General features: G+C 72.4%; 20 protein-coding genes. 7 read left to right on the top strand and 13 right to left on the bottom strand.

The features are described 5' to 3' along the window. Positions 1-2: 2 nt before the first annotated feature. Entirely contained in the window at positions 3-4,724 is a 4,722-nt protein-coding gene (locus ACIO3P_RS01510; RefSeq protein WP_401849811.1) for an amino acid adenylation domain-containing protein, read from the bottom strand. 345 nt (positions 4,725-5,069) lie between these two features. Between ACIO3P_RS01510 and ACIO3P_RS01505 the strand changes: the two genes are divergently transcribed. From ACIO3P_RS01505 to ACIO3P_RS01485, 5 genes are all read left to right on the top strand, one after another. Next, positions 5,070-6,944, top strand: coding sequence for an amino acid adenylation domain-containing protein (locus tag ACIO3P_RS01505; protein WP_401849809.1), 1,875 nt, complete (start codon positions 5,070-5,072; stop codon positions 6,942-6,944). Positions 6,945-7,122: 178 nt separating this feature from the next. Continuing rightward, a complete protein-coding gene (locus ACIO3P_RS01500; RefSeq protein ID WP_401787329.1) occupies positions 7,123-7,797 on the top strand; it encodes a hypothetical protein in 675 nt (224 codons plus the stop codon). A gap of 162 nt (positions 7,798-7,959) precedes the next feature. Next, positions 7,960-8,616, top strand: a complete 657-nt coding sequence (locus ACIO3P_RS01495) for a thioredoxin domain-containing protein (protein ID WP_329822687.1) — start codon at positions 7,960-7,962, stop codon at positions 8,614-8,616. A gap of 50 nt (positions 8,617-8,666) precedes the next feature. Next, positions 8,667-9,398 carry a DUF1775 domain-containing protein gene (locus ACIO3P_RS01490; RefSeq protein ID WP_401849808.1) on the top strand — a complete coding sequence of 244 codons (732 nt, stop codon included), beginning with the start codon at positions 8,667-8,669 and terminating at the stop codon, positions 9,396-9,398. A 117-nt stretch (positions 9,399-9,515) separates the two neighbouring features. Then, positions 9,516-10,184 carry a hypothetical protein gene (locus tag ACIO3P_RS01485; RefSeq protein ID WP_401849806.1) on the top strand — a complete coding sequence of 223 codons (669 nt, stop codon included), beginning with the start codon at positions 9,516-9,518 and terminating at the stop codon, positions 10,182-10,184. A gap of 114 nt (positions 10,185-10,298) precedes the next feature. On the opposite strand, the gene ACIO3P_RS01480 is transcribed toward ACIO3P_RS01485, so the two are convergent. Beyond that, positions 10,299-11,420 carry an NADH:flavin oxidoreductase gene (locus ACIO3P_RS01480; protein ID WP_329822690.1) on the bottom strand — a complete coding sequence of 374 codons (1,122 nt, stop codon included), beginning with the start codon at positions 11,418-11,420 and terminating at the stop codon, positions 10,299-10,301. Between the two features lie 153 nt (positions 11,421-11,573). On the opposite strand from ACIO3P_RS01480, the gene ACIO3P_RS01475 reads away from it, so the two are divergent. Continuing rightward, the gene (locus tag ACIO3P_RS01475; protein ID WP_329822691.1) at positions 11,574-12,041 is read left to right on the top strand and encodes an Rrf2 family transcriptional regulator; all 468 of its coding nucleotides are present in this window, start codon (positions 11,574-11,576) and stop codon (positions 12,039-12,041) included. Here the strand turns inward: ACIO3P_RS01475 and ACIO3P_RS01470 are convergent. From ACIO3P_RS01470 to ACIO3P_RS01440, 7 genes are all read right to left on the bottom strand, one after another. Next, complete coding sequence (locus tag ACIO3P_RS01470) at positions 11,950-13,125, bottom strand: peptidase C39 family protein (RefSeq protein ID WP_329822692.1); 1,176 nt, start codon at positions 13,123-13,125, stop codon at positions 11,950-11,952. The two genes, ACIO3P_RS01475 and ACIO3P_RS01470, sit on opposite strands and share 92 nt — an antisense overlap. 74 nt (positions 13,126-13,199) lie before the next feature. Next, complete coding sequence (locus ACIO3P_RS01465) at positions 13,200-15,302, bottom strand: iron ABC transporter permease (protein ID WP_329822693.1); 2,103 nt, start codon at positions 15,300-15,302, stop codon at positions 13,200-13,202. After that, on the bottom strand, positions 15,299-16,357 hold the full coding sequence (locus tag ACIO3P_RS01460; RefSeq protein WP_329822694.1) for an iron-siderophore ABC transporter substrate-binding protein: 1,059 nt from the start codon (positions 16,355-16,357) through the stop codon (positions 15,299-15,301). The genes ACIO3P_RS01465 and ACIO3P_RS01460 overlap by 4 nt, the downstream gene beginning before the upstream one ends. Then, entirely contained in the window at positions 16,354-17,268 is a 915-nt protein-coding gene (locus ACIO3P_RS01455; protein ID WP_401849804.1) for an ABC transporter ATP-binding protein, read from the bottom strand. Before ACIO3P_RS01455 ends, ACIO3P_RS01460 begins: the two co-directional genes overlap by 4 nt. 120 nt (positions 17,269-17,388) lie before the next feature. After that, positions 17,389-18,285, bottom strand: coding sequence for a helix-turn-helix domain-containing protein (locus ACIO3P_RS01450; RefSeq protein WP_401850186.1), 897 nt, complete (start codon positions 18,283-18,285; stop codon positions 17,389-17,391). 101 nt (positions 18,286-18,386) lie between these two features. Then, positions 18,387-19,691, bottom strand: a complete 1,305-nt coding sequence (locus ACIO3P_RS01445) for an alginate lyase family protein (RefSeq protein WP_401849802.1) — start codon at positions 19,689-19,691, stop codon at positions 18,387-18,389. A 210-nt stretch (positions 19,692-19,901) separates the two neighbouring features. After that, positions 19,902-20,924 carry an LD-carboxypeptidase gene (locus ACIO3P_RS01440; RefSeq protein ID WP_401849800.1) on the bottom strand — a complete coding sequence of 341 codons (1,023 nt, stop codon included), beginning with the start codon at positions 20,922-20,924 and terminating at the stop codon, positions 19,902-19,904. 437 nt (positions 20,925-21,361) lie between these two features. Here ACIO3P_RS01440 and ACIO3P_RS01435 point away from each other — a divergent pair, with 437 nt between their 5' ends. Beyond that, positions 21,362-22,513, top strand: coding sequence for a serine hydrolase domain-containing protein (locus ACIO3P_RS01435; RefSeq protein ID WP_401849798.1), 1,152 nt, complete (start codon positions 21,362-21,364; stop codon positions 22,511-22,513). An 8-nt stretch (positions 22,514-22,521) separates the two neighbouring features. Here ACIO3P_RS01435 and ACIO3P_RS01430 read toward each other — a convergent pair whose 3' ends face one another. The 4 genes from ACIO3P_RS01430 to ACIO3P_RS01415 form a co-directional block, all read right to left on the bottom strand. Then, positions 22,522-22,653 (bottom strand): hypothetical protein, encoded by a 132-nt coding sequence (locus tag ACIO3P_RS01430; protein WP_329822701.1) that lies wholly within the window; start codon positions 22,651-22,653, stop codon positions 22,522-22,524. Next, a complete protein-coding gene (locus tag ACIO3P_RS01425) occupies positions 22,650-23,249 on the bottom strand; it encodes a helix-turn-helix domain-containing protein (protein WP_329822702.1) in 600 nt (199 codons plus the stop codon). The genes ACIO3P_RS01430 and ACIO3P_RS01425 overlap by 4 nt, the downstream gene beginning before the upstream one ends. Positions 23,250-23,502: 253 nt before the next feature. After that, complete coding sequence (locus tag ACIO3P_RS01420; protein WP_401787354.1) at positions 23,503-25,437, bottom strand: cellulase family glycosylhydrolase; 1,935 nt, start codon at positions 25,435-25,437, stop codon at positions 23,503-23,505. A gap of 123 nt (positions 25,438-25,560) precedes the next feature. Beyond that, positions 25,561-26,562, bottom strand: a complete 1,002-nt coding sequence (locus ACIO3P_RS01415) for a LacI family DNA-binding transcriptional regulator (protein ID WP_401787635.1) — start codon at positions 26,560-26,562, stop codon at positions 25,561-25,563. Between the last annotated feature and the right edge of the window lie 36 nt (positions 26,563-26,598).

Raw genomic sequence — 26,598 nt, 5'->3', positions numbered from 1 at the left:
GGTCACCTTCCGGTCGGCGGGATGGTCGGGAGAACGTCCGCGCCGGTGACCGCGCGCAGCGCTGCGGCGGCCACCTCGGGCGGCGCGGCGGCCAGGAGTGCGGCCACCCGCTGCACCGGGGCGGCGCCGGGCGGTGTCGCGGCCACGGTGGCGGAACGTACGCCCGGATGGTCGGCCACCTGGGCGGCGATCCGGGCGAGCCGCACCCGGACGCCGCGGAGCACGGCCCGGTCGTCGGCCGGACCGCACAGCTCGATGTCGCCGGACGGCCGCATCCGCGCCAGCTCGCCCGTCCGCACCAGACGGACACCGGCCGGCAGTTCCGGGTGGCGGCTCTCCACGAGACGCCGCCGGTCGAGGGCGGCGCTCGGGACGCCGTCGGCCCCGCCTCCGTCGTCGTCGGCGGTCAGGCAGAGTTCGCCGAGCACGCCGTGGGGCACCGCCCGGCGCCGGTCGTCGACGACAACGGCCGAACCGTCACCGGCGACGAGCCCACGGCTCTCCTCCGGGTCACCGGTCATCGCCCGGACCAGCGCGGCCAGGCCCCCTCCCGCGTCCGTGTGCAGGTGGTACAGGCGCGCGGCCGGAGCCAGGGCGGCGAAGCGGCGCGCCGCGTGCTCCCGGGGAGCCTCACCGATGGTGACCACGGTCCGCAGGGCCGCGAGGTCCTCGGCGCGACCGGGCTCGGCCGCCACCTGGTCGACCAGATCGGCCAGCGCGCTCGGCAGGAGGAAGAGCGTGTCCACGCCGTCCCGGGCCAGCGTCGCCGCCAGCGCCTTCGGGTCGGTCCGTTCGCCGGAGCCGGGCAGGACGGCGGTCCCACCGTGCGCGAGGGGCCACAGCAACTCCCAGACGCCGTGCGCGCGGGCGGGCGGTGTGGCGTGCAGGACCGTGGGCGCCCGCGTACCGAAGTACCGGACGGCCCACGCGGTGTGACGGGCGAACGCCCGGTGCGCCACGACGGCCGGATGCGGCGGGTCGGCCGGCCCCGTCGTGCACACCGCGTACATCGGGCGCCGTTCGTCGCCGGGCGCGTCCACCGCGTCCGGCACGGCGTCCGCCGTCCCGTGCGCCTCACCCGCGTCCGGCCGCGGCCGGGCCCCGACGGACAGCGGCCGCACACCGGACGGCAGGGCCGACGTGTCCGCGTCCTCGGCCACGACGGCGAACGGGTTCCCGGTCCGTGCGACGAGTTCCGCGACGCGCTCCCGCGACCAGCGCGGGTCGACGGGCAGGAAGGCCCGGCCCAGGCTGTTCACCGCGAGCATCGCGGCGATCAGCGCGGGCCCCTCGGGGAGTACGAGCGGCACGAAAGCCGACACCGGCGCCGCGTCGCGCAACCGGGCGCGGACCTCCTCGACGAGGACGGACAACGCGCCGTACGTCATGCCCCGGCCGTCCGAGACGAGAGCCGTGCGCTCCGGCCACCGCCGGGCGGCGGCCTCGAACCGCACCGCGAGCGGCGCCTGTTCCTCCGGCCCGAGGGCCGGGGCGGCGGACGTGGCCAGCGACCGGTCGGCCGGGCGCGCCGCGTCCATGTCCCGCACCCGCAGATCCGGGTCGGCGACGACCTGGTCCACCAGGGTCAGGAAGCTCGCCACCATGCGCTCCGCGGTCTCCGGGCCGAACACCTCGGCGCAGTACCACAGGCGCCCGCTCAGCGTCCCGTCGTCGCCGTCACCGACGGCCAGCGTGAGGTCGAGCGCGGAGGACCGCACCGGCACATGCGCCGACCGGACCTCGGAGCCGGGCAGCCGCAGCGAACCCCGCTGCTCCTCGTCCATCACGAACAGCGTCTGGAACATCGGGTTCCGGGTCGCGGACCCGTGACGCCCGACGGCGCGGGCGATCTCGTCCACCGGGACGTGCCCGGCGGCCTGCGCGGCCAGGGTGCTCTTGCTGACGCGCCGCACCGCCTCGGCGAAGGTGGGGTTGTCCGCCAGCCGCGCCCGCACCGGAAGGGTGTTGACGAAGAACCCGATCAGCTCCTCCAGCTCCTCCGAGCCGCGGTTGGCGGCGGGCACGCCCACCGCCAGGTCGTACGTCCCGCTGTAGCGCGCCAGCAGGACGGAGAACAGCGCGAGGAGGGTGTGGTAGCGGGTGACCCCCTCGCGCCGGGCGAGGGCCGCGAGGGCGGCGGCCTGACGGCGCGGCACGGTGAAGCGCCGCTCGTCGCCCACCCGGGTGGGCCGCTCCGGCGGAAGCAGATCGGCGGGCAGGGCCTGTTCGGGCAGCCCCTCCAGGTACTCCCGCCAGAATCCGAGCCGCTCCGTCACGCGCCGCCGGACCGCCGGATCCGCCTGCCAGCCGCAGAAGTCCAGATAGCGCGCGCCGAGCGGGCGCGGCGCGTACGCAGCGCCGTGCAGGGCGGCGGCGTACGCGTCGCTCAGCTCGTCGAGGAACAGCCCCACCGACCACTCGTCGAAGGCCACATGGTGGACGGCGAAGGCGAGAAGGGTCCGCCCGGCCGCGCACTCGACCACCGTGGCACGCAGCACCCGGCCCGCCCTGAGGTCGAACGGGCGCGAGACGAACGCGGCCAGCACGCCGTCCAGCGACTCCAGTTCCTCCTGGACGGTGTGCGGGACGGCGGCCGTCTCCACGGGGACGTCCGGTGCGACCACGACCTGGGTGAGCCGGGTGCCGTCGAGCCGTACGGCCGTACGCAGCGGCTCGTGCCGCGCCGCCACCGCCCGCAGCGCGGCCCGCAGCGCCGGCACACTGACACCGCCCGTGACCTCGAAGGCGAGCGGGATGTGGTACGCGGCGGACTCCGGCAGCAGGCGCTGGAGGAACCACATCCGCTCCTGGCCGGACCAGCACGGTCCCTCGTCGCCCGCCGTGCGCGGCAGCAGCCGGGGCGGACCGCTCTCGTCGTCGCGCCCGCTCTCCTCCGTCATCACACCGGCCGTGACGAGGGCCGAAGCGAGAGCGGCCACCGTGGGCTCGTCGAAGAACCGGGCGACGTCGACGGCCACGCCGTACCGTCCGCGCAGCCGGGTCAGCAACTGGATGGCGAGCAGGGAGTTGCCGCCCAGGTCGAGGAAGCTGTCCCGTTCCGCGATCTCCTGGTCGCCCAGCAGCTCCCGCCACACGGCCGTGACCGCCGCGACCGCCGCGCGATGGGCCTGCCCGGCGCCCGGCGGGCCCTCGGCGACCCCGGCGGTGTCGGCGCTGCGCGGCGGGCGGCCCGACGGGCCGAGCGTGCGCGGCGTACCACCCCCGTGGGAGTGCACCACGTACCGCTGCGGGCAGGCGTAGTCCGGCAGCCGCTCCGCCGCCCGCCCGCCGAGTTCCCCGACGAGCCGTTCAGCCTCCTCGGCGGCGACCGTCGTGACCACCTCGGCGACCAGCAGCTCCCGGCCGTCCGGCCCCGGCTCCGTGGTCACCGCGACCTTCTCGACCCCGGACACCTCGGCCAGCACGCCCTCGACCTCACGCGGCTGCACGGTGAAGCCCCTGATCTTCAGGCGCGTGTCGATGCGCCCGGCGAAGCGGAAACCGCCGTCGGTGAGGGCCACCGCCCGGTCCCCGGTCGCGTACATCCGGGCGCCGGGGCGGCCCGCGAACGGGTCGGGCAGGAAGCGCTCCGCCGTGCGCGCCGGCTGACCCACGTAGCCGCGGGCCGTGGCCAGTCCGCCGACGTACAGCTCTCCCGGAACGCCCGGCGGCCTCCGGCGCAGCCCCGCGTCGAGCACATAGGCGTGGACGCCGGACAGCGGCCGGCCGATCACCCCGCTGCCCACCGGGTCACCGGGTGCCAGGGGCCCGTCCACGACGGAGGTGATGGCCTGCTCGGTCGACCCGTACATGTTGAACGTACGGCACCCCGGCCCGGCGACGGCCTGCCAGCGGGCGATGTCGTCGGCGCCGACCTCCTCGCTGCCGACCGCGACCGTCCGCACACATCCGGGAGGCGGCGGCACGTCCCCCGCCTCCACCGCCGACAGCCACGCGGTCCAGAAGGAGGTCGGCAGATCGAGGGCGCTGACCCGGAACTCCTCCAGGAACGCGGTGAACCGCACGAGGTCGCCCGCGGTCGCGGGATCCATCAGGGCGAGCGCGGCACCCGCCGTCCACGCGCTGAACGCCTCTTCCAGCGTGATGTCCACGCCGAGCGAGGTGAACTGCAGCACCCGGTCCGCCGGGGTGAGCCCCCAGCGTTCGGCCATCCTGGCACAGGTGTTGGCCAGGGCCGCGTGTTCGGTCAGTACGCCCTTCGGCGCGCCGGTCGAGCCCGAGGTGAACACGAGGTAGGCGAGGTCCGCGCCCGTCCCGGCCCACCGCGCCACCGGCGCCGGGCGCTCCGGTGCCAGTGCCTCCTCCACCGGGAGCACCAGGGACAGCCCGGCGTCGCGGGCGAGAGCGGTGTGCTCCGCGTCGACGAACACATGCCGCAGGCCCGCGACGTCGGCGACCTCCGCGATACGGGCCGGCGGCCACGACGGATCCAGGGGCACATACGCCGCGCCGCTGCCGAGCACCCCCAGCACCGTGGCCAGGAAGTGCGGGCGGCGCGCCCCCAGATAGCCGACGGGCAGCTCCGCTCCCTCGGGCGGGGTGCCGAGCGCCCGTACCGAGGCCGCGACGGAATCCGCCATCGTGCCCAGTTGCGCGAAGGAAAGATCACCGTATGCACCTGTGACGGCCACGGCGTCGGGATGTGCCGCCCGCCGCGCGGCGAATGCCTCGCATACGGACGCCCATGCCCCCGAATCGACCACTGCGGTCTCCTCACATCATCCGACGGAACGTCACATTTACTTACTCATCACGGCTTTTCGTTGTTCGAGAATTACTACGCAAGCTCCCGCCAATCCACTAGACACATTTGCCGACGGCCGACGCGCACACCATTCACCAGAACCTGTGACTTGACAGGTTTGGGTGCCATCGATCTAGTTCCTTCCGGTACGACGCCCCGTTGACAGCCCCTCACCCCTGTGGCAGCTTCGGCACATCGCGGCTCCGCCTTCCACCACGTCTGTGAACGCCGTTCCGCTCACGCGCGAGGGAATAATCCCCGCCGAAGCGCACGCGGCGTCCTGCCCCGTTGGGAGAGCTGAGAGTTGTCACCGTCATCCGCCGTACCCGCCACCGCGCGCGTTCCGTGGCACGGCCCCTCGCACCAGATCCCCCAGGCCACACTCCCCGAACTGTTCGAGGCCCAGGCCGCGGCCACACCCGACCGCACCGCCCTGGTCTTCGAGGGGAGCCGGACCCGCTACGACCGGCTCGACGCCGACGCCAACCGCCTCGCGCACCTGCTGCTGGAGCGCGGTGTCGGCCCCGGCGACCGGGTCGCGGTGGCGGTGCCCCGCTCCGTGGACCTGGTGGTCGCCCTGCTCGGGGTGGTCAAGAGCGGAGCGGCGTACGTACCGGTCGACCCCGACCACCCCCGCGACCGTGTCCGCCGTCTGCTGCGCGACTCCGCACCCCGCGTGGTGCTCACCACCACCCCGGTCGCCGAGGCCGTGGACGCGCCCGACGACGCCGTCCTCCTGGACGATCCGCGCACCGCCGCCTCGCTGGCGTCCCTCCCCCCGTCCTCACCCACCGCGGCGGGCCTCGGCGCCCCGCCCACCCCCGGCCATCCCGCCTACGTCATCTACACGTCGGGCTCCACCGGCCACCCCAAGGGCGTCGTGGTCCCGCACCGCGCCGTCGTCAACCGCCTGCTGTGGATGCAGCACACCTACGGGCTGGAGGCCGACGACCGCGTCCTGCAGAAGACCCCCGCCGGCTTCGACGTCTCGGTCTGGGAGTTCTTCTGGCCCCTGATCACCGGAGCCACCCTGGTCATCGCCCGGCCCGGCGGGCACAAGGACCCCGGCCACCTCGTCCGCCTCATCCGCGCCGAGCGGGTGACCACCGTCCACTTCGTCCCCTCCATGCTGCGGTACTTCCTCCAGGCACCGGGCGCCTCCGGCTGCGACAGCCTGCGCCGGGTGTTCTGCAGCGGCGAGGCCCTCCCTGCCGACCTCGTGGAGCCCTGCCTCCGTACGCTCGGGGCCGACCTCCACAACCTCTACGGCCCCACCGAGGCGACCGTCGACGTCACCTCCTGGCCCTGCCTCCCGGGCGGCGACACCTCCGTGACGGTCCCGATCGGCAGACCGGTGTGGAACACCAGCGCCTACGTCCTCGACGGGGCGCTGCGCCCGGTCGCCCCTGGCGGGACCGGCGAGCTGTACCTGGCCGGCGTCCAGCTCGCCCACGGCTACCTCGGCAGGCCGGGCCTGACGGCGTCCAGCTTCGTCCCGGACCCCTTCGGAGCACCGGGCGCCCGGATGTACCGCACCGGTGACCTCGCCGCCTGGCACGAGGACGGCCACCTCCTGTTCCACGGGCGCGCCGACCACCAGGTGAAGGTGCGCGGGTTCCGTATCGAGCCCGCGGAGATCGAGGCGGCGCTGACCGAGCGTCCGGACGTCGGGCAGGCGGTCGTCGTCCTGCGCGAGGACCGGCCGGGCGACCCCCGCCTGGTGGCGTACGTGACCCCCGCCCCCGCCCTCGGTGCCGGAACCGCCCGGCCGGACGGCCCCGACACCGCGCGCCTGCGGGACGCGCTGACGGCACGGCTGCCCGACTACATGGTGCCCGCGGCGTTCGTCACCCTGGACGCGCTGCCGCTGACCCCCAACGGCAAGCTGGACCGACGCGCCCTCCCCGTACCCGGGAGCCCCGCTCCGGACCGCACCGGCCGGGAGCCGCGTACGCCCGTGGAACGCACGCTGTGCGCGCTGGCCGCCGAGGTCCTGGGCATCGCCGGACTGACCGTCGACGACAACTTCTTCCACCTCGGCGGGAACTCCCTGCTCGCCGTCCGCTACGCCGCGGGCATCCAGACCGCGCTGGACACGCGGATCGAGGACGTGCGGGTCTTCTTCGAGGCACCGACCGTCGCAGAGCTGTCCGTACGCCTCTTCCCCACGGCGGGCTGACACGCGTCCGGTCCGGCGCGACGGGGGAGGGGCGGGGAACGGAGCGGGGGCGGAGGCGGGGGCGGGGGCTCGGGCGAAACGGTGCGGCGGAGTAGGTAGGCTCAGGGCTCAGTACGCGCACGCCGCAATGCCTGCCACCCGTCCGCCACGGAGGCGTACGTCCCGAAAGATGCGACCCATGCGACCGCTCCGCCCGACGCGCTCCGCCTCCCCGGCGACCGGGGTGCTCCGCGGGCTGCGCGCGGGGGCGCTCGCGGTGTTGTGCGTACTGCTGCCGCTGGCCGGACATGCCCTCTCCCAGGGACACACACCCCGGTGGATCATCGTCGCCGGAGTCGCCGCGGTGGCGGTTCCCGGCGCCGTGGCACTGACGCGCCGTCGGCTGACCGACACACAGGTGGTCGGTGTTCTCGCCGCCTCACAAGCGGCCTACCACGTCGCCTATTCACTGCCCGGTGCCTGCCGGACGGTGATCGGGGGAGGCGACGGGACCGCTGACGGCCTGCCCGCCCTGATCGAGCACGGTGCGGCCGCCGGGCCGCCGCCCGCGGTGCTGCTGGCCGGGCATCTGGTGACGTTGTTCATCGGCGCCCGGTTGCTGGGGATCACGGAACGACTGCTGTGGCAGAGCGGGCCGTTGCTGCTGGCCGTGGGACACCTGCTGCTGTTCATCTGGCCGCCGTCGCGCGCCGCGCACCGGCACGGCCCGGAACAGGAGGTCAGGGAAAGGCCCTCGCCCCTGAAGCCGGCCGTGCTCGCGCGCCTCCACTCGGGCAGAGCGCCGCCGCGTCATGGGCTTGCTCCCCTCGCCCTTTCCCGGCCGACGCCGATCGGCGGCCCCTGCCTGCCCTGACGGGCACGACGGGCGGACTGCCCGCGGGACGTCGGCGATGGGCCTGTCCCGTACGTCCGCACCCGCGTCCGCACTCGCCGTACGCGACGCTCCGCCGTCACCCGCCGAGGACGTGCTCGGCTCCGCCCGCGCGCCCTCCGCACCCGGACAACCCGAGGAATCATGAAGAAGCACCTGTACATCGCCGCCGTGCTGGTCGCCTCGTTCGCCGCCGCACTCGGCTCCTTCCTGCTGTTCCGTCCCGACAGCCCCAGCGGCGCGGTGAACGCCGCGCCCGTCGCCGAGGCCCAGCCCGTACGCGGGACGAGCCACCGCCTCACCCGGCCCGAAAGCTCCGAACTGACCGTCGTGGAGTTCCTGGACTTCGAGTGCGAGGCGTGCGGGGCCGCGTATCCCGTCGTGGAGAAGCTGCGCGAGGAATACCAGGACCGTGTCACCTTCGTCGCCCGTTACTTCCCCATGCCCGGCCACCGCAACGGTGAACTCGCCGCCCGTACGGCCGAAGCCGCCGCCCAGCAGGGCAAGTTCGAGCAGATGTACAGCAAGCTCTTCACCACCCAGGCCCAGTGGGGCGAAGCCCAGGAGTCGAAGGAAACCGTCTTCCGCGGCTTCGCCGAACAACTCGGCCTGGACATGGCGAAGTTCAATGCCGCGCTCAACGATCCCGCGACCGCTGAGCGTGTGCGAGCCGACCAGCGCGACGGGCTCGGGCTCGGTGTGCAGGGCACACCGACCTTCTTCATCGACGGAGAGAAAGTCACCCCTGGCTCGCCCCAGGAACTCACGGCACTCATCGAGAACCGGCTGTCCCGCCCATGACGCGGGGAGACTTCGCCGCGTCCCCTTCCCCGAGCAAGGAGCTTCCCCCCGTGCCCACGCAACACATCACCCGCACAACACGGCGTTTCGGGCTCGTCGCCGCCCTCGCACTGACGGCCACTCTCACGACGGCCGGTACGGCCTACGCTCACGCGGAGGTCACCGCCGACAAGCCGCAGGCCCTGGCGGAAGACGTCACACTCAGCTTCATATCCGAGGCGGAATCCGCATCCGCGGGCTTCACGCAACTACGCGTCGTCCTGCCCCAGGGGATCGCGCCGGACGACGTCTCGCTGACCGACGGCCCCAAGGGCTGGAAACTGAAGACCGTCCAGGACGGCTACACCGTCGAAGGGCCGGCTCTCCCCGTCGGCACCGACGCCGAACACAAGATCAAGGTCCGGCAGCTTCCGGAAAGCAACGAGATCGCGTTCAAGACAGTGGAGACGTACAGCGACGGAGAGGTCTCCCGCTGGATCGAGATACCCAGCGGCGCCGAGGAACCGCAACAGCCTGCCCCGGTTCTCAAGCTCAAGGCCGCGGCACCGGGGGCCGCTCCGACGAGCCCGAGCCCGGCAACCAGCGCGCCCCCGTCCGCCACTGACTCGGCCCCGTCCAGCACCGAGACGCCCGGTCCGAAGGACACCGCTCAGGAGAACACCGCTCAGGAGGACGACGGCTCCCTTCCGGTGCCGCTGATCGGCGTCGGTGTCGCGGTGCTGCTCGGGCTCGGCGCGGGTGGGTGGTGGCTCGCCCGGCGGCAGAAGACGAACTCGCCGTGAGTCGGCCGAAGTTATCTCTGTGGCAGGTGAGCGCGATGGCTGAATCCCTCGTATGTAACGGCACACGGAAACCCAGCCGGCCTCGTTCCTTCGCGGCCGGGAACAGGAGCCCCACACGTGTCCCGTAAGAAGACCCTGAGCCGTAAGAAGACGATTTCCCTGCTGGTCGGCGCGGCAGCGCTGGTCGGCGGTACGGCGGTGGCGATGACCGGTACGAGTCAGGCGTCGGTGGTCTGCGACGGGCTGGCCACCGCCCTGGGCAACAACGAGAGCTTCATCGCCGCGCAGCGCGCCGCCCCGGACGCGCAGTCCGAGGCGCGGATCGCGAACCGCGCCGCCGTCATCGAGGAGATCAAGCGGAAGCAGGCAGCGTCCAACTGCGAGGTCGGCGAGGGCAGTAGCGGTGCCGGTGCCGGCGCCGCCGATGAGGCGGGTTCGGGGGAACCGGCAGGAGGCGGGGCGGAAGCGGGCAGCGGGGCGGACGCGGGCGGTGCCGCAGGTGCCGGGGACGCCGGCGGAAGCGCCGAGGGCGCTGTCGTGTGCGCCGGATCCACCATCACCCTCTCGGGCGAGGCAGGTGCCCCGGCTGCCTCCAGCAATCAGTTCCCCGTCGGTACCACGCTCCGCGTGACCAACCTCGACAATGCCAAGTCCACGACGGTGAAGGTCACTTCGACGTCGGGTAGCTGCGCCCTGCTGAACAACGAGGCGTTCGAGCAGGTCCGCGAACCGGGCAAGTTCCTGATCCGTAACGCCAGGATCGAACAGATCCAGAGCGCCAACTGACGGACGGCCCCAGGCTCCCGCGAACCCGTCCGGATACGGTACGCGCGCCACGTCCTGGAGAGGAGCACCCCTCTCCAGGACGTGGCCGGTCGCGGACTCGTGGCCCGCGGTGGATCAGTGCAGTTTGCTGAGCGAGTCGTGGCTGAACGGCGTCAGCTCGGTCTCCCTGCCCTCCAGGACCTTGTCCGCCCATTCCGGGTCCGCGAGCAGCGCGCGGCCGACGGCGACGAGGTCGAACTCGTCGCGCTGCAGGCGCTCCAGGAGACGTTCCACGCTCTCCACCCCGGCCCGTGCCTCAGGGGTGAAGGCGCTGGGATCGAAGGCGGCGTCCAGCCCGACCGAGCCGACGGTGATGACGGGCTTGCCGGTGAGCTTCCTGGCCCAGCCCGCGACGTTCAGGTCCAGGCCGGACGCGGGGAACTCGGGTTCCCAGTAGCGGCGGCCCGAGGCGTGGAAGGCGTCGACCCCGGCCTGCGCCAGCGGCTCCAGGAGCGCCTGGAACTCGTCCGGGTCCGTGGCGAGCTTGGCGTCGTAGTTGTTGGCCTTCCACTGCGAGAAGCGCAGTACCAGCGGGAAGTCCGGTGAGACCCGTTCGCGTACCGCGGCGACGATGTCGGCGGCGAACTTCGTGCGCGAGACCGCGTCGCCACCGTAGGCGTCGGTGCGCCGGTTGGTCCGCCCCCAGAGGAACTGGTCGATCAGGTAGCCGTGCGCGCCGTGCAGCTCGATGCCGTCGAACCCGATGCGCTCGGCTTCCCGCGCGGCGTCGGCGAACGCCTCGATGATCTTGTCGATGTCGGCGAGGGACAGCGCCTCACCCGCGTCGGCGGTGCCGTCGAGCGCGACGCCGGACGGGCCGACCGACGGTGCCTGGGGAAACGGCGGCTTCCCGGCCTGGCGCTGGATGCCGACGTGCCAGAGCTGGGGCATGATCTTGCCGCCCTCGGCGTGTACGGCGTCGACGACCCGGCGCCACCCGGCGAGCTGTTCCTCGCCGTGGAAGCGCGGCACGCTCTCGACGTCGCCCGCGCTCGGGTGGTCGACATAGGTGCCCTCGGTGATGATGAGGCCGGTCCCCGCCGCGGCCCTGCGCGCGTAGTAGGCGGCGACGTTCTCGCCGGGTATGCCGCCGGGGGACTGGGCGCGGGTCATGGGAGCCATCACGATCCGGTTCCGCAGTTCCGCCGAGCCGAGTGTGAAAGGCCGAGCCAGGGACTGAGCCGCGCGAGTGGACATGGTGCCGTCCTCCTGAGTGACGTTCGATCGAGCTATCTGTTCCTGTGAAAGGTACAGTTTCCCTGGATGTAAATGCAACAGTGATTGTTGCTATTATGGCGGGAACAGTGCGGTTCGATGCACTGTGACCGACCGACAGAGAGGGTGCGCCGCATGCTGGACGTCAGGTTCTCCAGCGCCCTGAAGGTGTTGCTGTTTCTCGCGGTCGCGGCCGAGACCGACTCCCCGGTGGTGAGTTCCGCACAGCTCGCCGAGCAGTTGGACGCCAACCCCAGCCTGGTCCGCAAGCTTCTGGTGCCGCTCGTCAGGGAGGGGCTGGTGACGTCGGTGAAGGGCCGCGCGGGCGGTACGAGGCTGGCCCGGCCCGCCGAGGACGTCACCCTCGCCGAGGTCTACCGCTGCGTGGTCGGCGACAAGCCGTTGTGGGCGTGCCGCCCCGAGAGTCAGCACGTGTGCCTGGTGACCGCCCACATGAACGACTACTTCACCCGGCTCACCGAACAGGCCGAGCAGGCGGTGCTCGGGGCGTTCACCGACCAGACCCTCGCCGACGGCCTGCGGGAGTTGCGCCGCCTGGAGGGGAACAGCGTCCAGGAGGGCTGTGCTCCGGGGAGCCGATGATCACGGCACCGCGGAAACGGTCCGACGAGATCAGCGACATCGCGTCGAGCGACGCATCGGGTACGGGGAGCAGGTGGGCGTCGACCCAGGTGTCCCCCGTGGCCGCGTTGGCCCAGGGGTCCTCGATCACGACCGCGCCCGGTACGGCACCGTGACAGAGCACCCAGTGCGGCACGTCGAACCCCTGCATCGCGGCGAGCGAGACCAGGAGCAGCACATGCTCCCGTCGGCCGATCGCACTCCGGATCGCGGTCGGGGGCAGGTGGCGTGAGTCGATCGGGACACCGGTCTCTCCGGCGCCGCGTCGCGACGCGCGTTGGAGCACGGCACGCCACTCCCGCTCGCTCTCCGTCAAGTGGTCGAGCAGGACGGGCCGGTCCACGTCGAGAAAGATCGTGACCGGGGACGAGGGCCACGCCCGACGCACGGCGAGGCCCAGCCCGACGGGCTCGCACGCGGGGAAGTTCGTCGCGTCACGCCACAGGGTCAACTCCGCCGTACGGTCGAGCGATTCCCGCGGCAGCGCCCCCGCGTGTGCCTGCGCGACCAGGGCGGTGACGGCGCCGCAGGTGAAGTGTGTCGTCTGCCCGTAGTACGGGGGCGCGGCGGGCACCGCACCCTCGCACAGCCAGCGTACGTAGCCGGAGTCAGGCCCTCCCGCGTCCTCCGCCCGCGCGAGCGGAACACCCAGCGGGGCGAAGCCGGCACCGGCGGCTTCCTCGGCGCTCGCCGTCCACCCTTCCCACTTGACCTGCGCGAGCCCCTGGTGGAGTGCGGAGGAGACCACGGCGTCGACGGCCGCCGGCACGTCACCGACGGCATCGACGATCTTCAGATAGGCCGTGCGCGGGCGCGCCGTCACGAGCGCGGCGGCGGCCCACTCCTCACCGTCGCCCCCGGGAACGGCCACGAGGTGCGGGGCATGGGCGGAACGGTCGACCGCGCGCCAGCGCTCCAGCACATCGGGGGGCCCGAGCCGCCTCAGCGGGGCGGGCAACGTGTCGGGTTCGAACGGGACGACGATGCCCTTCACGGGCGATTCCTGATGCGGCGGACGAGGCGGATCAGGGGGATGAGGCGGCATTCCGGCACTCCTGGCGGTTCGGCGAGGGCGGGGCGGGGCGAGGGCGGAGGCGACGGCGAGGGCGGGGACTCGTGTCATGCGCGGGACTGGCGGAGCACCCAGACGAAGTACGGAGCTCCGACCAGGGCGATCATGAGGCCCGCCGGCATCTGGGCAGGTGCGACGAGCGTGCGGCCGAGGGTGTCGGCCACGCACACCAGCAGCCCGCCGAGCAGCATCGCGACCGGGATCGCGCGGCTGTGCCGGGCACCCACCAGTGACCGGGCGAGGTGCGGGGCGACGAGTCCCACGAAGCCGACCACGCCGATGGCGATCACGCTGAGCGCCGCGAGCACCGCGGCGATCGCCAGGGCGGCGAAGCGCGCGCGTTCCAGCCTGACGCCGACCACCCGCGGGGTGTCCTCGTCGACGGCGAGCAGGTCGAGCTGACCACGCATGGCGAGGAGCAGGGGGAGCGCGAGCGCCAGCGCCACCGCCACCGGTACGACATCGGGCAGCGTGCGCCCGTAGGTCGTGCCGGAGAGCCAGGTGAAGAGCTGGGGCGTGTTCCACGGGTCGGCACGCAGCAGGAGGAAGGTGGTGACGGAGCTGAGGCCGTACCCGCAGCCGATGCCGACCAGCACGAACCGGTCGGGCAGGAAGCCGCCGCGCCAGGTCAGCAGGGCGATCACCGCGAACGTGGCGAGCCCCATCGCGACCGCCGCCGCGATGAGCAGCGGCCGTCCGCCGGGCAGGTCCGACGTCACGACGCTCGCCGCGCCCAGCCCGGCGCCCGCCGTGATGCCGAGCACACCCGGCTCCGCCAGCGGGTTGCGCACCGCGCTCTGCACGGCGCATCCGGCCAGTCCGAGCGCCGCGCCGGCGAGGACCGCGGCGAGCACGCGCGGGACCCGGTCGTCGAGCGCCTGGCCGATCAGGTCCGGGGCGGCCCCCCGGGCCCAGAGCGCGAGGTCCCCCGTCCGCAGCCAGAGGCTCCCCGCCAGGACCGCCACGAGGACCGCCCCGGCCAGGAGCGCCGCCGCGCCGAGCACGACGAGGAGGAACGCGCGGCGCGACCGGATGCCGACCCGCGCGTGCGGGGGCTGCCGGAGTTGGCCCGTGTCGCGGAGACGGAGCGCGAGGACCACGATCACGACGGCGCCGAGCAACGCGGTCGGCACGCCCGTGGGAATGGAGGCGGCCCCGTCGGCACCCTGCACCGCACGCAGCGACGCGTCCGCGAGCAGGATGAGCAACGCGCCGAGCAGGCCGGACGCGGGCACCAGGAGGAGATGCCGGTGCAGCGCCCTGACCCGTCCCGCGATCAGGCGGGCCAGGACGGGGGCACCGAGGCCGACGAAGGAGATCGGGCCGGCGAGGGTCACCGCCGTACTGGTCAGGAGCACCGCGCAGAGCACGGCGGTCACGCGGATGGTCCGGATCGGCACGCCGAGGGTGGACGCGGCGTCGTCGCCGAGGCCCATCACGTCCAGCTTCCGGGACAGGGTCAGGGCGACGCACAGCACCACGGCCACGAGCGGGAACGCGCGTACCGACGCGTCGATGTTCAGTTGCGCGAGCGAACCGCTTCCCCAGGCGAAGAGACCGGTCGTGTTCTGGTCGAACAGGATGAGCAGCATCGCGGTCGCCGCGTCCAGGGCCATCGCCGTCGCCGATCCGGCGAGGATCAGGCGCGTACCCGTGGTGCCCGCGGCCCGGCCGGCGAGGGCCAGCACGAGCGCCGCCGCGAGCAGGCCCCCGGCGAAGGCGACGGCGCCCGACGCCCACAGCGGGACGGCGAGACCGAGGGCCGCGACGAGCGAGAGCGTGAAGTAGGCCCCGGCCGTGACCGCCAGGGTGTCGGGGGAGGCGAGCGCGTTGCGGGTGACGGACTGCAGCAGCGCGCCGGCGCAGCCGAGGGCGAAGCCCACCGCGACCCCCGCGAACAGGCGTGGCAGGCGTGAGCCGGTGAGGATCTCGCCGACCGGCGCCCCGCCGGCGCTCTCCGGGCCACCGACGAGATACCGCACCAGGTCCCCGACGCCCACGCCCGACGTCCCTTGCGTCAGGTGCCACATGCCCACCAGGGCGGTCACGAAGAGAAGGAGCGCCAGGACGGCCACCCCGGTGGGACCGCCGCCGTGGTCGGCGTACGGCAGCGGTCTCCGTCCGGGTGCCGATATCCGCGGTGTGTTCACTTCTCGGCGAGTACGTCGACGTACGCGTCGATCGCCTGCGCGCACGAGCGCGGACCGCCGGCGCCCCACACCCTCGCCGGGAACGCGTGCGCACGGCCTTCCCGTACGGCCGGGATCGACTTCCAGATCGGGTTCTTCCCCAGCGCCTCGACGTACCCTCCGACCCCTTCGTCGTTGGCGTAGAAGAGGTTGGCCTTCCCCACCGCGGTCAGTCCCTCGACATCGGTCTGGGCAAGGCCGTAGGAGGGATCGACGCCCCCGTCCCCGTGGGCCTTGTCGACGTCGTCGGTCCACGCGGGGGTCATGCCGAGTTCTTCGCCTATCGCGGTGAACAGGGCTCCTTCACCGTACGGGCGGACGGTGAGGTTGCCTCCCTGGAGCCATCCGTCGAAGAACAGGAAGTCCTTCGTCGGCAGCCCGGCCGCGGTCACCCGCTTCTTGGCCGTCGCGAGGTGCTCGTCGAACTCCTGGAGCACCTGCTCGGCCCGCTCGGTGCGCCCCGTCGCCTTGCCGATCATGCTGAACACGTCCCGCATGTTCCCGATCGGGTCGGCCGGATTCGCCCCCAGCGTGGCCATCACCGGCACGCCTCGCTTCTCCAGCTTCGCGATGGTCTCGTCGTCGGCGTCGAACGCCTCCACGATGACGAGGTCGGGCTTCGCCGCGAAGAGGGTGTCGAGGTCGGGCTCCTCCCGGGTGCCGACATCCGTCACCCCGTCGGGCAGCTTCTCCGCACTGACCCAGGTGCGGTATCCCTTCGCGTCGGAGACCGCGGCGGGGGTGACGCACAGGGTCAGCGCGTCCTCGACCTGCTGCCATTCCAGGACCGCGATCCGTTCGGCGGGCTTGTCGAGCTTCACCTGCCGGCCGACGCCGTCCTTGAAGGACACCGGCTCTTTCGAGGTCGCCGTGGTGTCCTCGGCGCAGCTCTTCGACGAGGGGGACGCGCTGCTGCTGGTCTCGGCCTTGTCGACACCGGTCGTACCGCAAGCCGTTGCGGTGAGGACGACGAGCCCTGCGGCGGCCGACGCCGCCAGGTGACGGGCACGGTTCATGAAACGTCTTCTTTCTTGTGAAGCGTCGGAGCGGCGGATGCGCCGCTCCGGGCGGAGTGCCGCCCGACTGGATCGATGCGGAGACGGCCCGTGCGAGGGTCCACGGTGACCTCGACACGGATGTCGTAGACCGCGCTGATGTTCTCCGCGGTGAGGACGTCGGCGGGTGCGCCCGCGGCATGCACACGGCCGGAGCGCATCAGGACCAGCGTGTCCGCGACGCGGGAAGCCTGGTCGAGGTCGTGCAGCACGATCCCCACCGCGACGCCGTGCTCCTCGACGAGATCGCGCACCAGGTCGAGCGTCTCGATCTGATAGCGCAGGTCCAGATGGTTCGTCGGCTCGTCCAGCAGGACGACGCCGGTGTCCTGGGCCAGGCAGGCCGCGAGCCAGACGCGCTGCATCTCCCCGCCGGAGAGTTCCCCGACCGGCCGGCCCGCCATGTCCCGCACGCCGGTGACATCCATGGCGTGCTCGACGGCGCTCCGGTCGTCGGCGGACAGGCCGGCGAAGCCACGCCGGTACGGGTGGCGCCCGAAGGCCACGACCTCCGTCACCGTCAGTCCTTGGGGCGCGGGCCTCGACTGGGAGAAGAGGGTGACCTCGCGCGCGAACCGGCGTGCGCTGAGCAGGGCAGCCTCGCGCTCGGGGTGCCCGTCACGGGGACCGAGCGTCACCCGGCCGTCGTCCACCTTGTGCAGTCGGGAGAGCGCGCGCAGCAGCGTGGACTTCCCGCTGCCGTTCGGCCCCACCAGAGCGGTCGCGCGACCGGGCTCCAGGGCCAGCGAGACGCCGTGGACGACCGGCGTCCCGCCGTACCGCAGCACCAGGTCGTGCCCGCTGAGGGCGGCCACCGGCGTGGCAGGACCGGCCGCACGCCGACCGGCGGGCCGGGAGGGGTCTGTGAACATGGGTGGTTCCGGACGCTTGGAGGGGCAACGACGTGCGGCACCCTCCGTCCGGACGTCGCCGACCGGGCCGTAGAGACTCTCCGGCGCCCGGAGAGATCCCCCTTACGCGGCGAGCGGCAACTAAGGGTTGCCTTGCCTAACTGGAGGAAGGTTATATTCCACTCGCCGTGTCGGCAATCCGGTGTTCCGGACACCCGATACGGGATTCCGGACACCGCCCGGTGTCCCGTCGCCCGCGCCGAAGAACGCGCCCGGCGTGGTTCCCGTGACCCGCCGGAAGGCGGCGATGAAGGTACTGGGCTGCGCGTAGCCGAGCGCCTCGGAGACGGTCTGCACATCGAGCCCCTCGGAGAGCAGCGTCAGCGCCCGATGGACGCGCAGCACCTGTCGCCACCGCGCGAAGGAGAGCCCTGTCGCTTGGCGGAACGCACGGGTGATCGTGCGGTCGCTGACCCCCAGCGCGCGCGCCCACTCGTCCAGCGAGCGGCAGTCGGCGGGATCGTCCAGCAAGGCTTCGGCGATCGCGTCGATCCGGGCGTCGCCGGGCAGGTGCAACGCGAACTGGTGCTCCAGCGGCTGGAGCACGTCGAACACCACCGACTCGGCCCGCGCCCTGGCCCCGGCGTCAAGATCCGTGCGGGACAGATGGGTCAGCAACGACTCCAGCACCGGCGTCATGGCGACGGCCATCGGCCCCTCGAACGTGAACGGCGTTCGGTCGGGGGCGAAGAAGGCGTCGTGGAATTCCGCACCCGCCGTCGACCGGCCCTCGTGCACCACTCCGGCCGGCATCCACAGCCCGTGCCCCTCGGACACGGTGAAGATACGGTCCTCCACACGGGAGGTGAGCGTTCCCCCGCGCACCCAGACCAGTTCGTGCAGGGGATGCGCGTGCGGCGCCCACTCCGTGGGAACGCGCGGAACCCGCGACCCGGCGATGATGACGAAGGGTCCTGTCGCCCGGTCCGGAAGTGCCGCGGCCCGGCGTACCACGGTCCCCTTCTCGCGCCGCCACATACCGGGGCTCGCGCCGGCAGGGGACGATCGGACCATGCGAAGGAGTCTATCCGGGGCGCGGGCCGCAGACCGGATCCGGCCTGCGGCCCGATGGCGGGGGCCTAGGGGAAGAGGGGCCCGTCGAGCTGTTCGGCCGCCGGGCGCAGCGCCCACAGGTCGCCGCCCGGTGGCGGTTGCAGGCGTGGGATCGCCGCGCGGGCGGCGCGGTCGCCGGCGTCCGCCGCCGCGTGGACGATGTCCGTCGCCGCGTAGCGGTAGAACTCCAGCTCCGGATAAGGCCAGTTGGCCGCGCCGGTGGCGGCCGGCAGCAGCGTGCGGACGGCCTTGCGCAGGTTCTGGCCCTGTGGCCCCTCGTACGCCCAGAGGTTCACGCCGAGCTGCCGGCCGGTGGCGGCCAGACGCGCGTACGCGACCAGGTTGAAGGTCGAGTAGTGCCAGCTCCGGGTGCGGGCGAGCTCCTGGGGCTGGCTGCCGTCCGGGGCGATCTGCACGTCGATCCGCTTCGTCCGGGCGTCGAGGACGGTCCGGCGCGCGAGGGCCCGGTCGCCGGTGGCCAGGGCGAGGGCGGCGACCTGCATGTCCATGAAGGTGCCGTGGTTGTTCCTGGCCGCGGACTCTTCTTTGCCGAAGGGGGAGTTGACCAGCCAGTCCAGGAACCCCTGGTTCCAGGCGCGCATCCCGGCCCGGTCGCTCCTGGTCCACCCCGGGGCTCCGGTGTCGAGGAGGGCGAGTGCGTCCAGCACGCTGGTGTACTGCTGGGAGAAGTCGATGATGCCGATGGAGCGGCCGTCGTACTTGCACGGGATGAACTGTCCGTGGTTCAGGTTCGGGTTCATCCGGGTGGCCGGGTCCACGAACCAGGTGCGCAGGATCTCGGCGGCGTGTTCCGCGTACCGCTGGCGGCCGGTGTAGTACCAGGCGAGGCTGAGCGTGGTGGCGGAGGTGACCACCCGGCTGAGGTCGGGCCGGTCGGTGCCGGTCTCCAGGTCCGGGTTGCGTTCGCCGTCGCGTTCGACGTACGGGCAGCCCCAGGGGTTCTCCGTGGTCTTCGGCTGCGAGGGCCACCAGTACGGGGCTTGACTCAGGTAGTCGTGCGGGTCGCCGCTGGGGGCGGGGCGCGGCTTGTCGGTGACGGTCCAGGGGCCCCGCCCGAGCCAGGAATCCGCCTGTGCGGTGAGGGCGGCGACGGATGTACGGAGCGCGGGGTCGCCCCGGTCGAGGGCGATACGGGTCTGCCGCATCCGCTTGCCGTCGATCACGACGGTCGCCGGGATCGCACGCGTGCCGTGGTCCGGGGTGGTGGCGGTGGCGGTGGCGGTCGGGGCGAGTGCGGCGGAGAGGGTGACGAGGACGAGGGTCACCGAGAGGAGCAGGGCTGCCGGACGCGACCGAGGAGTGCCGTTCATCGAACGCTCCCATCATGTATATGAACACGATTCACGAACGAGACCGTGTGAGCGTAGAGGCGCGGCGTATCCCTGACAACAGGTGTGCACGGCAAGGAAGGTGCCGTGCCCCCATGACCAACGCCCCGAAGGGCGGGGGCGGATGTTCCGGGCGCTCCGTGGACCGGGGCCGCCGCCGACGCGTCCCGACGGGCGGTGTTCAGCCGTTTTTCAGCCACCCGGCCGGGTCACCGTGCGCGGGCCTACCGCCGGTTCGAGCAGCGCGAGGGTCCGCTGTTGTGCGTCGAGGGCGACGCGGGTGCCGACCGGCATCGGCAGATTCGGTCCGGCGTGTCCGACCTCGACGTTGCCCAGGACCGGGATGTCGCGGTCGCCGAGGACGTCGAGGACCATCTCTCGCAGCGTCGGGGACGCGTCGGGCGAGTCGAGTCCGTCGATCGCGGTCGGGATGCCCACGACCATGCCGGCGATCCGATCGAGGATGCCGGCGTGCCGCAATACCTGTAGACAGGTCCACACATGCGAGGCGTGGCCGCCCAACTCCTCCCAGAACAGCACCGCGCCGTCGAACCATTCGAGTGGCAGCGCGTAAGGCGTCGCCTGCGCCAGCACGATGCGGTTGATCACCCCGCCGATCAGCCGGCCCTCGGCGCGACCGGCACGCCAGCACTCCCACGACGGGGCGGTCGGCAGCGTACCGATCGGCTCCGTACTGGTCAGCAGCGTCGAGTAGAGCTCTTCGAGTTCCGCTCTGCGTGCGGCGGGCGCGGTCTGCCAGTGTCCGCCGAGCCCAGGGGTGGCCAGGTCGGTATGGAACCCGACCAGACCCGTTCGCGCGTAGAGCACCAGATGCAGCAGCGAGATGTCGCTGTAGCCGAGGATCGGCTTGGGGTCGGCGGTGACTGCCTCGAAGTCGATCAGGTCGAGGTAGCCGAACACCGTCTGACCGCCGTCGTGCGCGATGATCGCGCGCACCTCGGGATCACGCAGAAGAGCATTGAGCTCCTCGGCGATCGCCGCCGGCGTCGCCGCGCTCCACCAGCGCTGCCGCCCCACTTCGAGCAGCGGCGCCCGGCGTACGCGGAACCCCATCCGCTTGAGCACGACCACCGCCTGCTCAAGGTCGGGCTCGTACACGGCGTGCAGCGGCCCCGACAGCGACGCGACAACGACGAGATCTCCGGGCCGCAGGGCGCGAGGCCGCAGCAGTTGAGGCAAGTCAGCAGGGATCACCGAGGCAGTCTTTCGACGCCCTCGGCGACATGCCACCCATTTACCGATCACCTGCCCGGCAGGGCGGCGGCGGAGTACGTGCTGCCCGGCCGCATCCACGATCTCACCGCGACCCGCAGACACCATGTCAAGTTGACCACTCGGTCCGCTTGTAGCTAGTCTACCGACATAACATGACCGCACGGTCCGTTTGGGGTGCTCGGACTCGGAGGGAGCGAGTGTGATCGTTCTGGGCGGCGGAGGTGTGACTGGCATCGCTCGCGAGATCGGTGTGCGGCCGGCCCGCTGGAGGCCGACGTGGATCCGGCCCAACCCGTACGATCCGGCCCGCCGTTCGAGCGTCACGCACGCCGTGCGCCCGGCCGCCCTGCGCACCGAGCGGGATGAGGATGCGGCTTTCCGCCGTTCTGAAGAGTAAACAACTCTCCGAAGGGGACATGCTGGTGACTACACCCGATCCGCAAGGTTTCTGCGATCCGTCCTTCGACGCGGTGCGCGCCGCTCTGAGCGCGAACCTGGACTCCGGTGAGGAACTCGGGGCTTCCCTGGTCGTCGACATCGGCGGGGACACCGTTGTCGACCTCTGGGGCGGTTTCCGTGACACTGCCCGCACCACGGCATGGGACAAGCACACGATCACCAACGTGTGGTCGACCACCAAGACCGTCACCAGCCTCGCCGCGCTGATGCTCGTCGACCGCGGCGACATCGACGTCCACGCGCCGGTCGCCCAGTACTGGCCCGAGTTCGCCGCCAACGGCAAGGCGGACGTCGAGATCCGGCACCTGCTCTCCCACACCTCCGGGGTGTCCGGACTCGACCAGCCCGCGGTCCCCGAAGATCTCTACGACCTGGAGACGTCCACCGCGCGGATGGCCGCGCAAGCGCCCTGGTGGCCGCCGGGGACGGCATCGGGCTATCACGTCTCCAACTTCGGGCACCTGATAGGCGAAGTGGTCCGCAGAGTGAGCGGAAAGCCGCTGAAGCGGTTCGTCGCCGAGGAGATCGCCGGCCCCCTCGGCGCCGACTTCCAGATCGGGGCCGCCGAGCGGGACTGGAGCCGGATCGCGGACGTGGTCCCGCCGCCTCCGATGGAGTTCGGCCTCAAGGCGCTGGGCCAGGACAGTCCGGCGCTCAAGACCTTTATGGGGTCCGGCGGGGACGCGGTCAGCGCCAACAGCCCTGCCTGGCGTCGCGCGGACCTCGGTGCCGTCAACGGACACGGCAACGCCCGCTCCGTGGCCCGCGTCCTGTCGGTCATCGCCCGCGGCGGCGAGGTCGACGGTGTCCGCCTGCTCGGCCGCGACACGATCGACCTCATCTTCGACGAGCAGGCCCGCGGCGTGGACCTGGTGCTGGGGATACCGCTGCGCTGGGGCATCGGCTTCGCGCTGCCCGAACCGGCGACCCTGCCGTGGATCCCCGAAGGCAGGACCTGCTTCTGGGGTGGCTGGGGCGGCTCGATGATCATCATGGACCTCGAACGGCGGATGACCATCTCGTACATGATGAACAGGATGGCGCCGGGCGTCATCGGCTCCGACCGGAGCGCCGCCTACGTCGCGGCCGTCTACGAATCGGTCCGATAGGACCGTCGTCAGGCCCGTCCCAACCGGACCGACCTCGGCTGGGCGAAGACCTCCGGTGCGGTGGAGCTGTCCAGGACCGCGCCGGGGGTCTTCATGTTCCACCGCCGTGCCGTGGAACGGCGCGGCCCGGTGGTTGTCACAACGGAAGTGGCGGCGGGTGCGGGAGGGGATGGGCGCCCTGGGGCCGCAGGCCGTCGAAGATGATCCCGAGGTAGCGCTGCCACAGGTCGGGTGAGGCGTTCGGCAAGCATCCCGCCACGTGGTTCGGTGTGCACATCAGTGCCACGACGTCCGTTCCGGTGACATCGGGCCGCAGGTCGCCTTGGCCGCGAGCGCGATCCACCAGTGCGTGGACGGTGGCGTACAGCCGCTGCTGGGTCTGGACCACCTCGGCGGTCGGATCCTCCGCGCTGGTCAGGAACGTCGGGTCGAGCCGGCGTAGCTCGCGCGCGGCGGTGGTGAGGAACCGCAGCAGCGCCGCACCCGCGTCAGGGGCGTCCAGCAGGTGTTCTCCGGCCTCGGTCAGGGTGACGACCCGGTCGATGACGATCGCCGAGATCAGGTGGTCCTTGGTCGGGAAGTGGCGGAAAACCGTGCCCTTGCCAATGCCGGCGCGGCGCGCGATGTCGGCGATCGACACGTCGAAACCCCGCTCGGCGAACTCCTGCGACGCCGCCGTGAGCAACAGCTCCCTGTTGCGGGCGGCGTCGGCGCGAAGGGGGCGGGCTTCTGTCATACCTCCACCCTAGCAAGTTGACCGCTCGGTCCGTTTATGGGGCCGGGCTCAGGGAGAGCGATATCAGCGATATCCATGAAGGCAGTTGTTGCGACCGACTACGGCCCGCCGGAACGGTTCACGGTGGCGGAGGTGCCGACGCCGCGGCCAGATCCGGGGCAGATCCAGGTCAGGTCTCCGCGGCGTCGCTGAACCCGACGGACATCCGCCTGCCGGGCGGGGGACGAGGTGCCGGAGCCTGGGAGGAGCGCGTTCAGTCCAGCTCCAGGACGCGCACCCCGTACGGGGCGATCACCACGTCCCGCACCGGCTCCCCGCTGTCCAGGTCGTGCAGTTCACCCTCCGCGCGGGGGCGCACGGTCAGCTCCCGTTCCGCCTGGCTCACCAGCCAGACGAAGCGCTTTCCGTCCTCCCGTATCAGCGTGTCCGCCGAAACGTACGGCGTGTCGACGGTCACCGGCCGCTCCGCGCCGGCGATCCGCGCGAGCGCCGCGTACAGCCGGTGGGTCTGCTCCGGGTTGACCCGGGCGGTGCGGGCCGCCATGTGCTCCAGCGGATATGTGGCGAGGACCGTACGGCCCCGGCCCGTCTCGTGGACCAGCAGCGCCGGGCGGCCGTGCGCGTCGGTGGCGACGACCCGCGCCCCGGCGGGGACGACCGGCAGATAGGCACGGCTGTCCTCGTTCCCCGCGACCGGGAAGCGCAGCGTCTCGCCCGCCGCGACCGAGCCGAAGTCCTCGGTGAACGTCATCTCCAGCACGTCGTCCTCGATGGGCTCGGCCACCCCGTACGAGAGCTGGAGCTCCACCCCGAAGAGCCCGTCCAGGTCGTGGAACCACGGGCCGCGCGTCGTCGGGTGCTCGCCCGAGCAGAACGACAGGTACACCGTCGCCCCCGCCTGCGCCCGCCGCTCCAGCACGCGCCGGGTGCGGGTGGTCAACTGCCGGGTCGAGGGCAGCAGATAGAGCCTGGCGTCCTCCGGCAGCCCGTCCGCCTCGCGGACGAGGGCGACGGGCAGATCGGCGGCGCGCGCGGCCACGTACCCCTGATGCAGCGAGGTGAAGATCAGCGGTCGGTCGGCGGGCCGGCTGTAGGGGTAGCCGCGTTCCAGGAACGCGGGCACCACCAGCGCCGCGTCGGCGTCGCCGCGACGGCAGCGCGCGAAGTCGACGCGCTCCAGCACCGCCGCGAAGGCGGCCAGCTCGCGCAGCGGCTCCTTGGGCCGGCCCGTGTGGTCGGTGATGCCGAAGTGCATCTCGAAGGGGTGGTGGTCGTACGGCGACCGCTCCCACAGGTCGTCGTAGTCCGTGTTGTTCCACGCGATCCAGCCGGTGGCGCCGCCGAGCAGCGAGTTGTGCAGCGTCTGCCGGTAGAAGACGCCCGCGTTCGCCGCCGAGACGGTGTCGGTGGACAGGCCGAACTCCTCCAGCACGACCGGCTGCCCGGTGACGGCGGCGAGTTCGCACTCGAAGGCGGCGCGGTAGTGCTGGCGCGGCCGGTCCGTGTCCGAGCGGTACACATGCGGTCCGACGAAGTCGACGTACTCCGCGGTGTCGCGCAGCGAGAAGCCGTTGTCCCGGCCGGTCACCTCGATGCCCCACGCGCCGTCGCCCAGCGACACCGGCTGCGTACCACCCGCCGCGCGCACCGCGTCGCACATGAACTGCGCCCAGGCGGTGACGACGTCGGAGGAGGGCGGGTCGACCTGGTAGACGCGGCCGTACCCCGGCATCTCGTTGGTGATCAGCCAGCCGGTGACGGCGGGATGGTCCTTGAAGCGCCGGGTCATCTGGGAGACGAACCACGCCTGACGGCCGACGAGCCAGACGTCCTCGTACAGATCCCGGCCGCCGCGCCACGCAGGGTCCCAGTTCTCCCCGGACATGTGGCCGACGATGAAGGTGGGGACCGTGCCCATCCCCGCCTCGGTGTGCGCGTCGAGGAAGTCACGGAAGCGGTCGCACAGTTCCTCGTCGATCCGGTGCGGTTCCGGGTGGAAGTCCGGCCAGTAGAAGAAGGACCGGGTCATCGTCAGGCCGTGGTCGCGCAGGACGGCCAGTTCCTCGCGGACCGTCTTCGGCCGGTAGTCCCGCCACATCAGCGGACCGCCGCTGCGGGACCAGAAGTTGGCACCGAGCCAGGGCAGAACGGCGGAGTCATGGGTGAGCTGGGCGCTGTGGCGTCGCATGGGATCTTTCTCTGGATCTCGGCGGGTGGACGGTTCGAGACGTGGAGCTGAGATACGGAGGCGGGAAAGGGACAGGGACAAGGGAAGAGGCACGAGGGACGAGGGAAATCGAGCGGGAGGCGGTCAGGGCGCGGAGGGCGCCGGGCCGGTGGTCTCCCGTACGACCAGCCGGGGCCGGCCGTCGAGCACGGGCGCCGGTACGTCTTCACCGCACTCGGTGAGCAGGGCCCGGGCCGCGGCGGCGCCGACGGCCTGCACCTGCTGGTCCACCGTGGTCAGCCGGGGGTACATCCAGCGGCCGAGCGGCAGGTTGTCGTACCCGACGACGGACAGGTCGCGCGGCACCCCGAGCCCGGCGCGCTGGGCCGTGCCGATCCCGCAGACGGCCATCGAGTCGTTGGAGTACACGACGGCCGTGGGCCGGTCGGCCAGGGCCAGCAGTTCCTCGGTGGCGGCGACCGCCGCCGCCTCCGTGAAGTCGGTCTCGCGCACGGCGACGGGCCGTACCCCGGCCTCGGCGAGCGCTTCCTCGAAGGCGGCGCGCCGCAGCCGGGTGTGGGTCAGATCGGCGGGGCCCGTGACACAGGCGATCCGTCGGTGGCCCAGCGCCAGCAGGTGCGCGACGGCTTCGCGCACCCCGGCGTCCTGATGTCCGAGCCCCACGTTCACGACCGGGGAGGCGGGGTCGGGAGCGCTCAGCAGGACGGCGGGCAGCCCGAGGCCGCGCAGCAGCGGCGGGCGCGGGTCGTCGGCGCGGGCGTCGGTCAGCACCGCTCCGTCGATCCGGCCCTCGGCGACCAGCCGTTCGTACAGCGCGCTCTCCTGCGCCATGTCGGCGACCAGATGGAGCAGCAGACCGTAGCCGCGCGGGGCGAGTTCGCCCTCCAGTCCCGTGATGAGTTCGCCGAAGTGCGGGTCGGCTCCGAGGACGTCGGTGGGGCGGCGTACGACGAGCGCGATCGTACGGGTCCTGGCCCGGCGCAGCGCGGTCGCGGACGCGCTCGGGGACCAGCCCAGCTCGGCGACGGCGTCGAGCACGCGACGGCGGGTGGCCTCGGTGATCCGGCCGGTGCCGTTGACGGTCTGGGAGACCGTGGCGGTGGAGACGCCGGCCGCGGCGGCCACGGCCTTGATGGTGGGGCGCGCCCGGGCGGGCGGGGT

Origin of the sequence: Streptomyces sp. NPDC087310, from assembly GCF_044744405.1 — a bacterium.
GTDB lineage: Bacteria > Actinomycetota > Actinomycetes > Streptomycetales > Streptomycetaceae > Streptomyces.
The sequence above is the reverse complement of the archived record's forward strand: the minus strand, read 5'-3'. Positions and strand labels throughout refer to the sequence as shown.

Coding starts and splice junctions, on each gene's coding strand:
- ACIO3P_RS01500 (WP_401787329.1), top strand. CDS start 7,123: ATGCGACCGCTCCGCCCGACGCGCTCCGCCTCCCCGGCGACCGGGGTG.
- ACIO3P_RS01460 (WP_329822694.1), bottom strand. CDS start 16,357: ATGAACCGTGCCCGTCACCTGGCGGCGTCGGCCGCCGCAGGGCTCGTC.
- ACIO3P_RS01495 (WP_329822687.1), top strand. CDS start 7,960: ATGAAGAAGCACCTGTACATCGCCGCCGTGCTGGTCGCCTCGTTCGCC.
- ACIO3P_RS01480 (WP_329822690.1), bottom strand. CDS start 11,420: ATGTCCACTCGCGCGGCTCAGTCCCTGGCTCGGCCTTTCACACTCGGC.
- ACIO3P_RS01455 (WP_401849804.1), bottom strand. CDS start 17,268: ATGTTCACAGACCCCTCCCGGCCCGCCGGTCGGCGTGCGGCCGGTCCT.
- ACIO3P_RS01470 (WP_329822692.1), bottom strand. CDS start 13,125: ATGCCGCCTCATCCCCCTGATCCGCCTCGTCCGCCGCATCAGGAATCG.
- ACIO3P_RS01445 (WP_401849802.1), bottom strand. CDS start 19,691: ATGAACGGCACTCCTCGGTCGCGTCCGGCAGCCCTGCTCCTCTCGGTG.
- ACIO3P_RS01420 (WP_401787354.1), bottom strand. CDS start 25,437: ATGCGACGCCACAGCGCCCAGCTCACCCATGACTCCGCCGTTCTGCCC.
- ACIO3P_RS01475 (WP_329822691.1), top strand. CDS start 11,574: ATGCTGGACGTCAGGTTCTCCAGCGCCCTGAAGGTGTTGCTGTTTCTC.
- ACIO3P_RS01450 (WP_401850186.1), bottom strand. CDS start 18,285: ATGTGGCGGCGCGAGAAGGGGACCGTGGTACGCCGGGCCGCGGCACTT.
- ACIO3P_RS01435 (WP_401849798.1), top strand. CDS start 21,362: ATGCTGGTGACTACACCCGATCCGCAAGGTTTCTGCGATCCGTCCTTC.
- ACIO3P_RS01425 (WP_329822702.1), bottom strand. CDS start 23,249: ATGACAGAAGCCCGCCCCCTTCGCGCCGACGCCGCCCGCAACAGGGAG.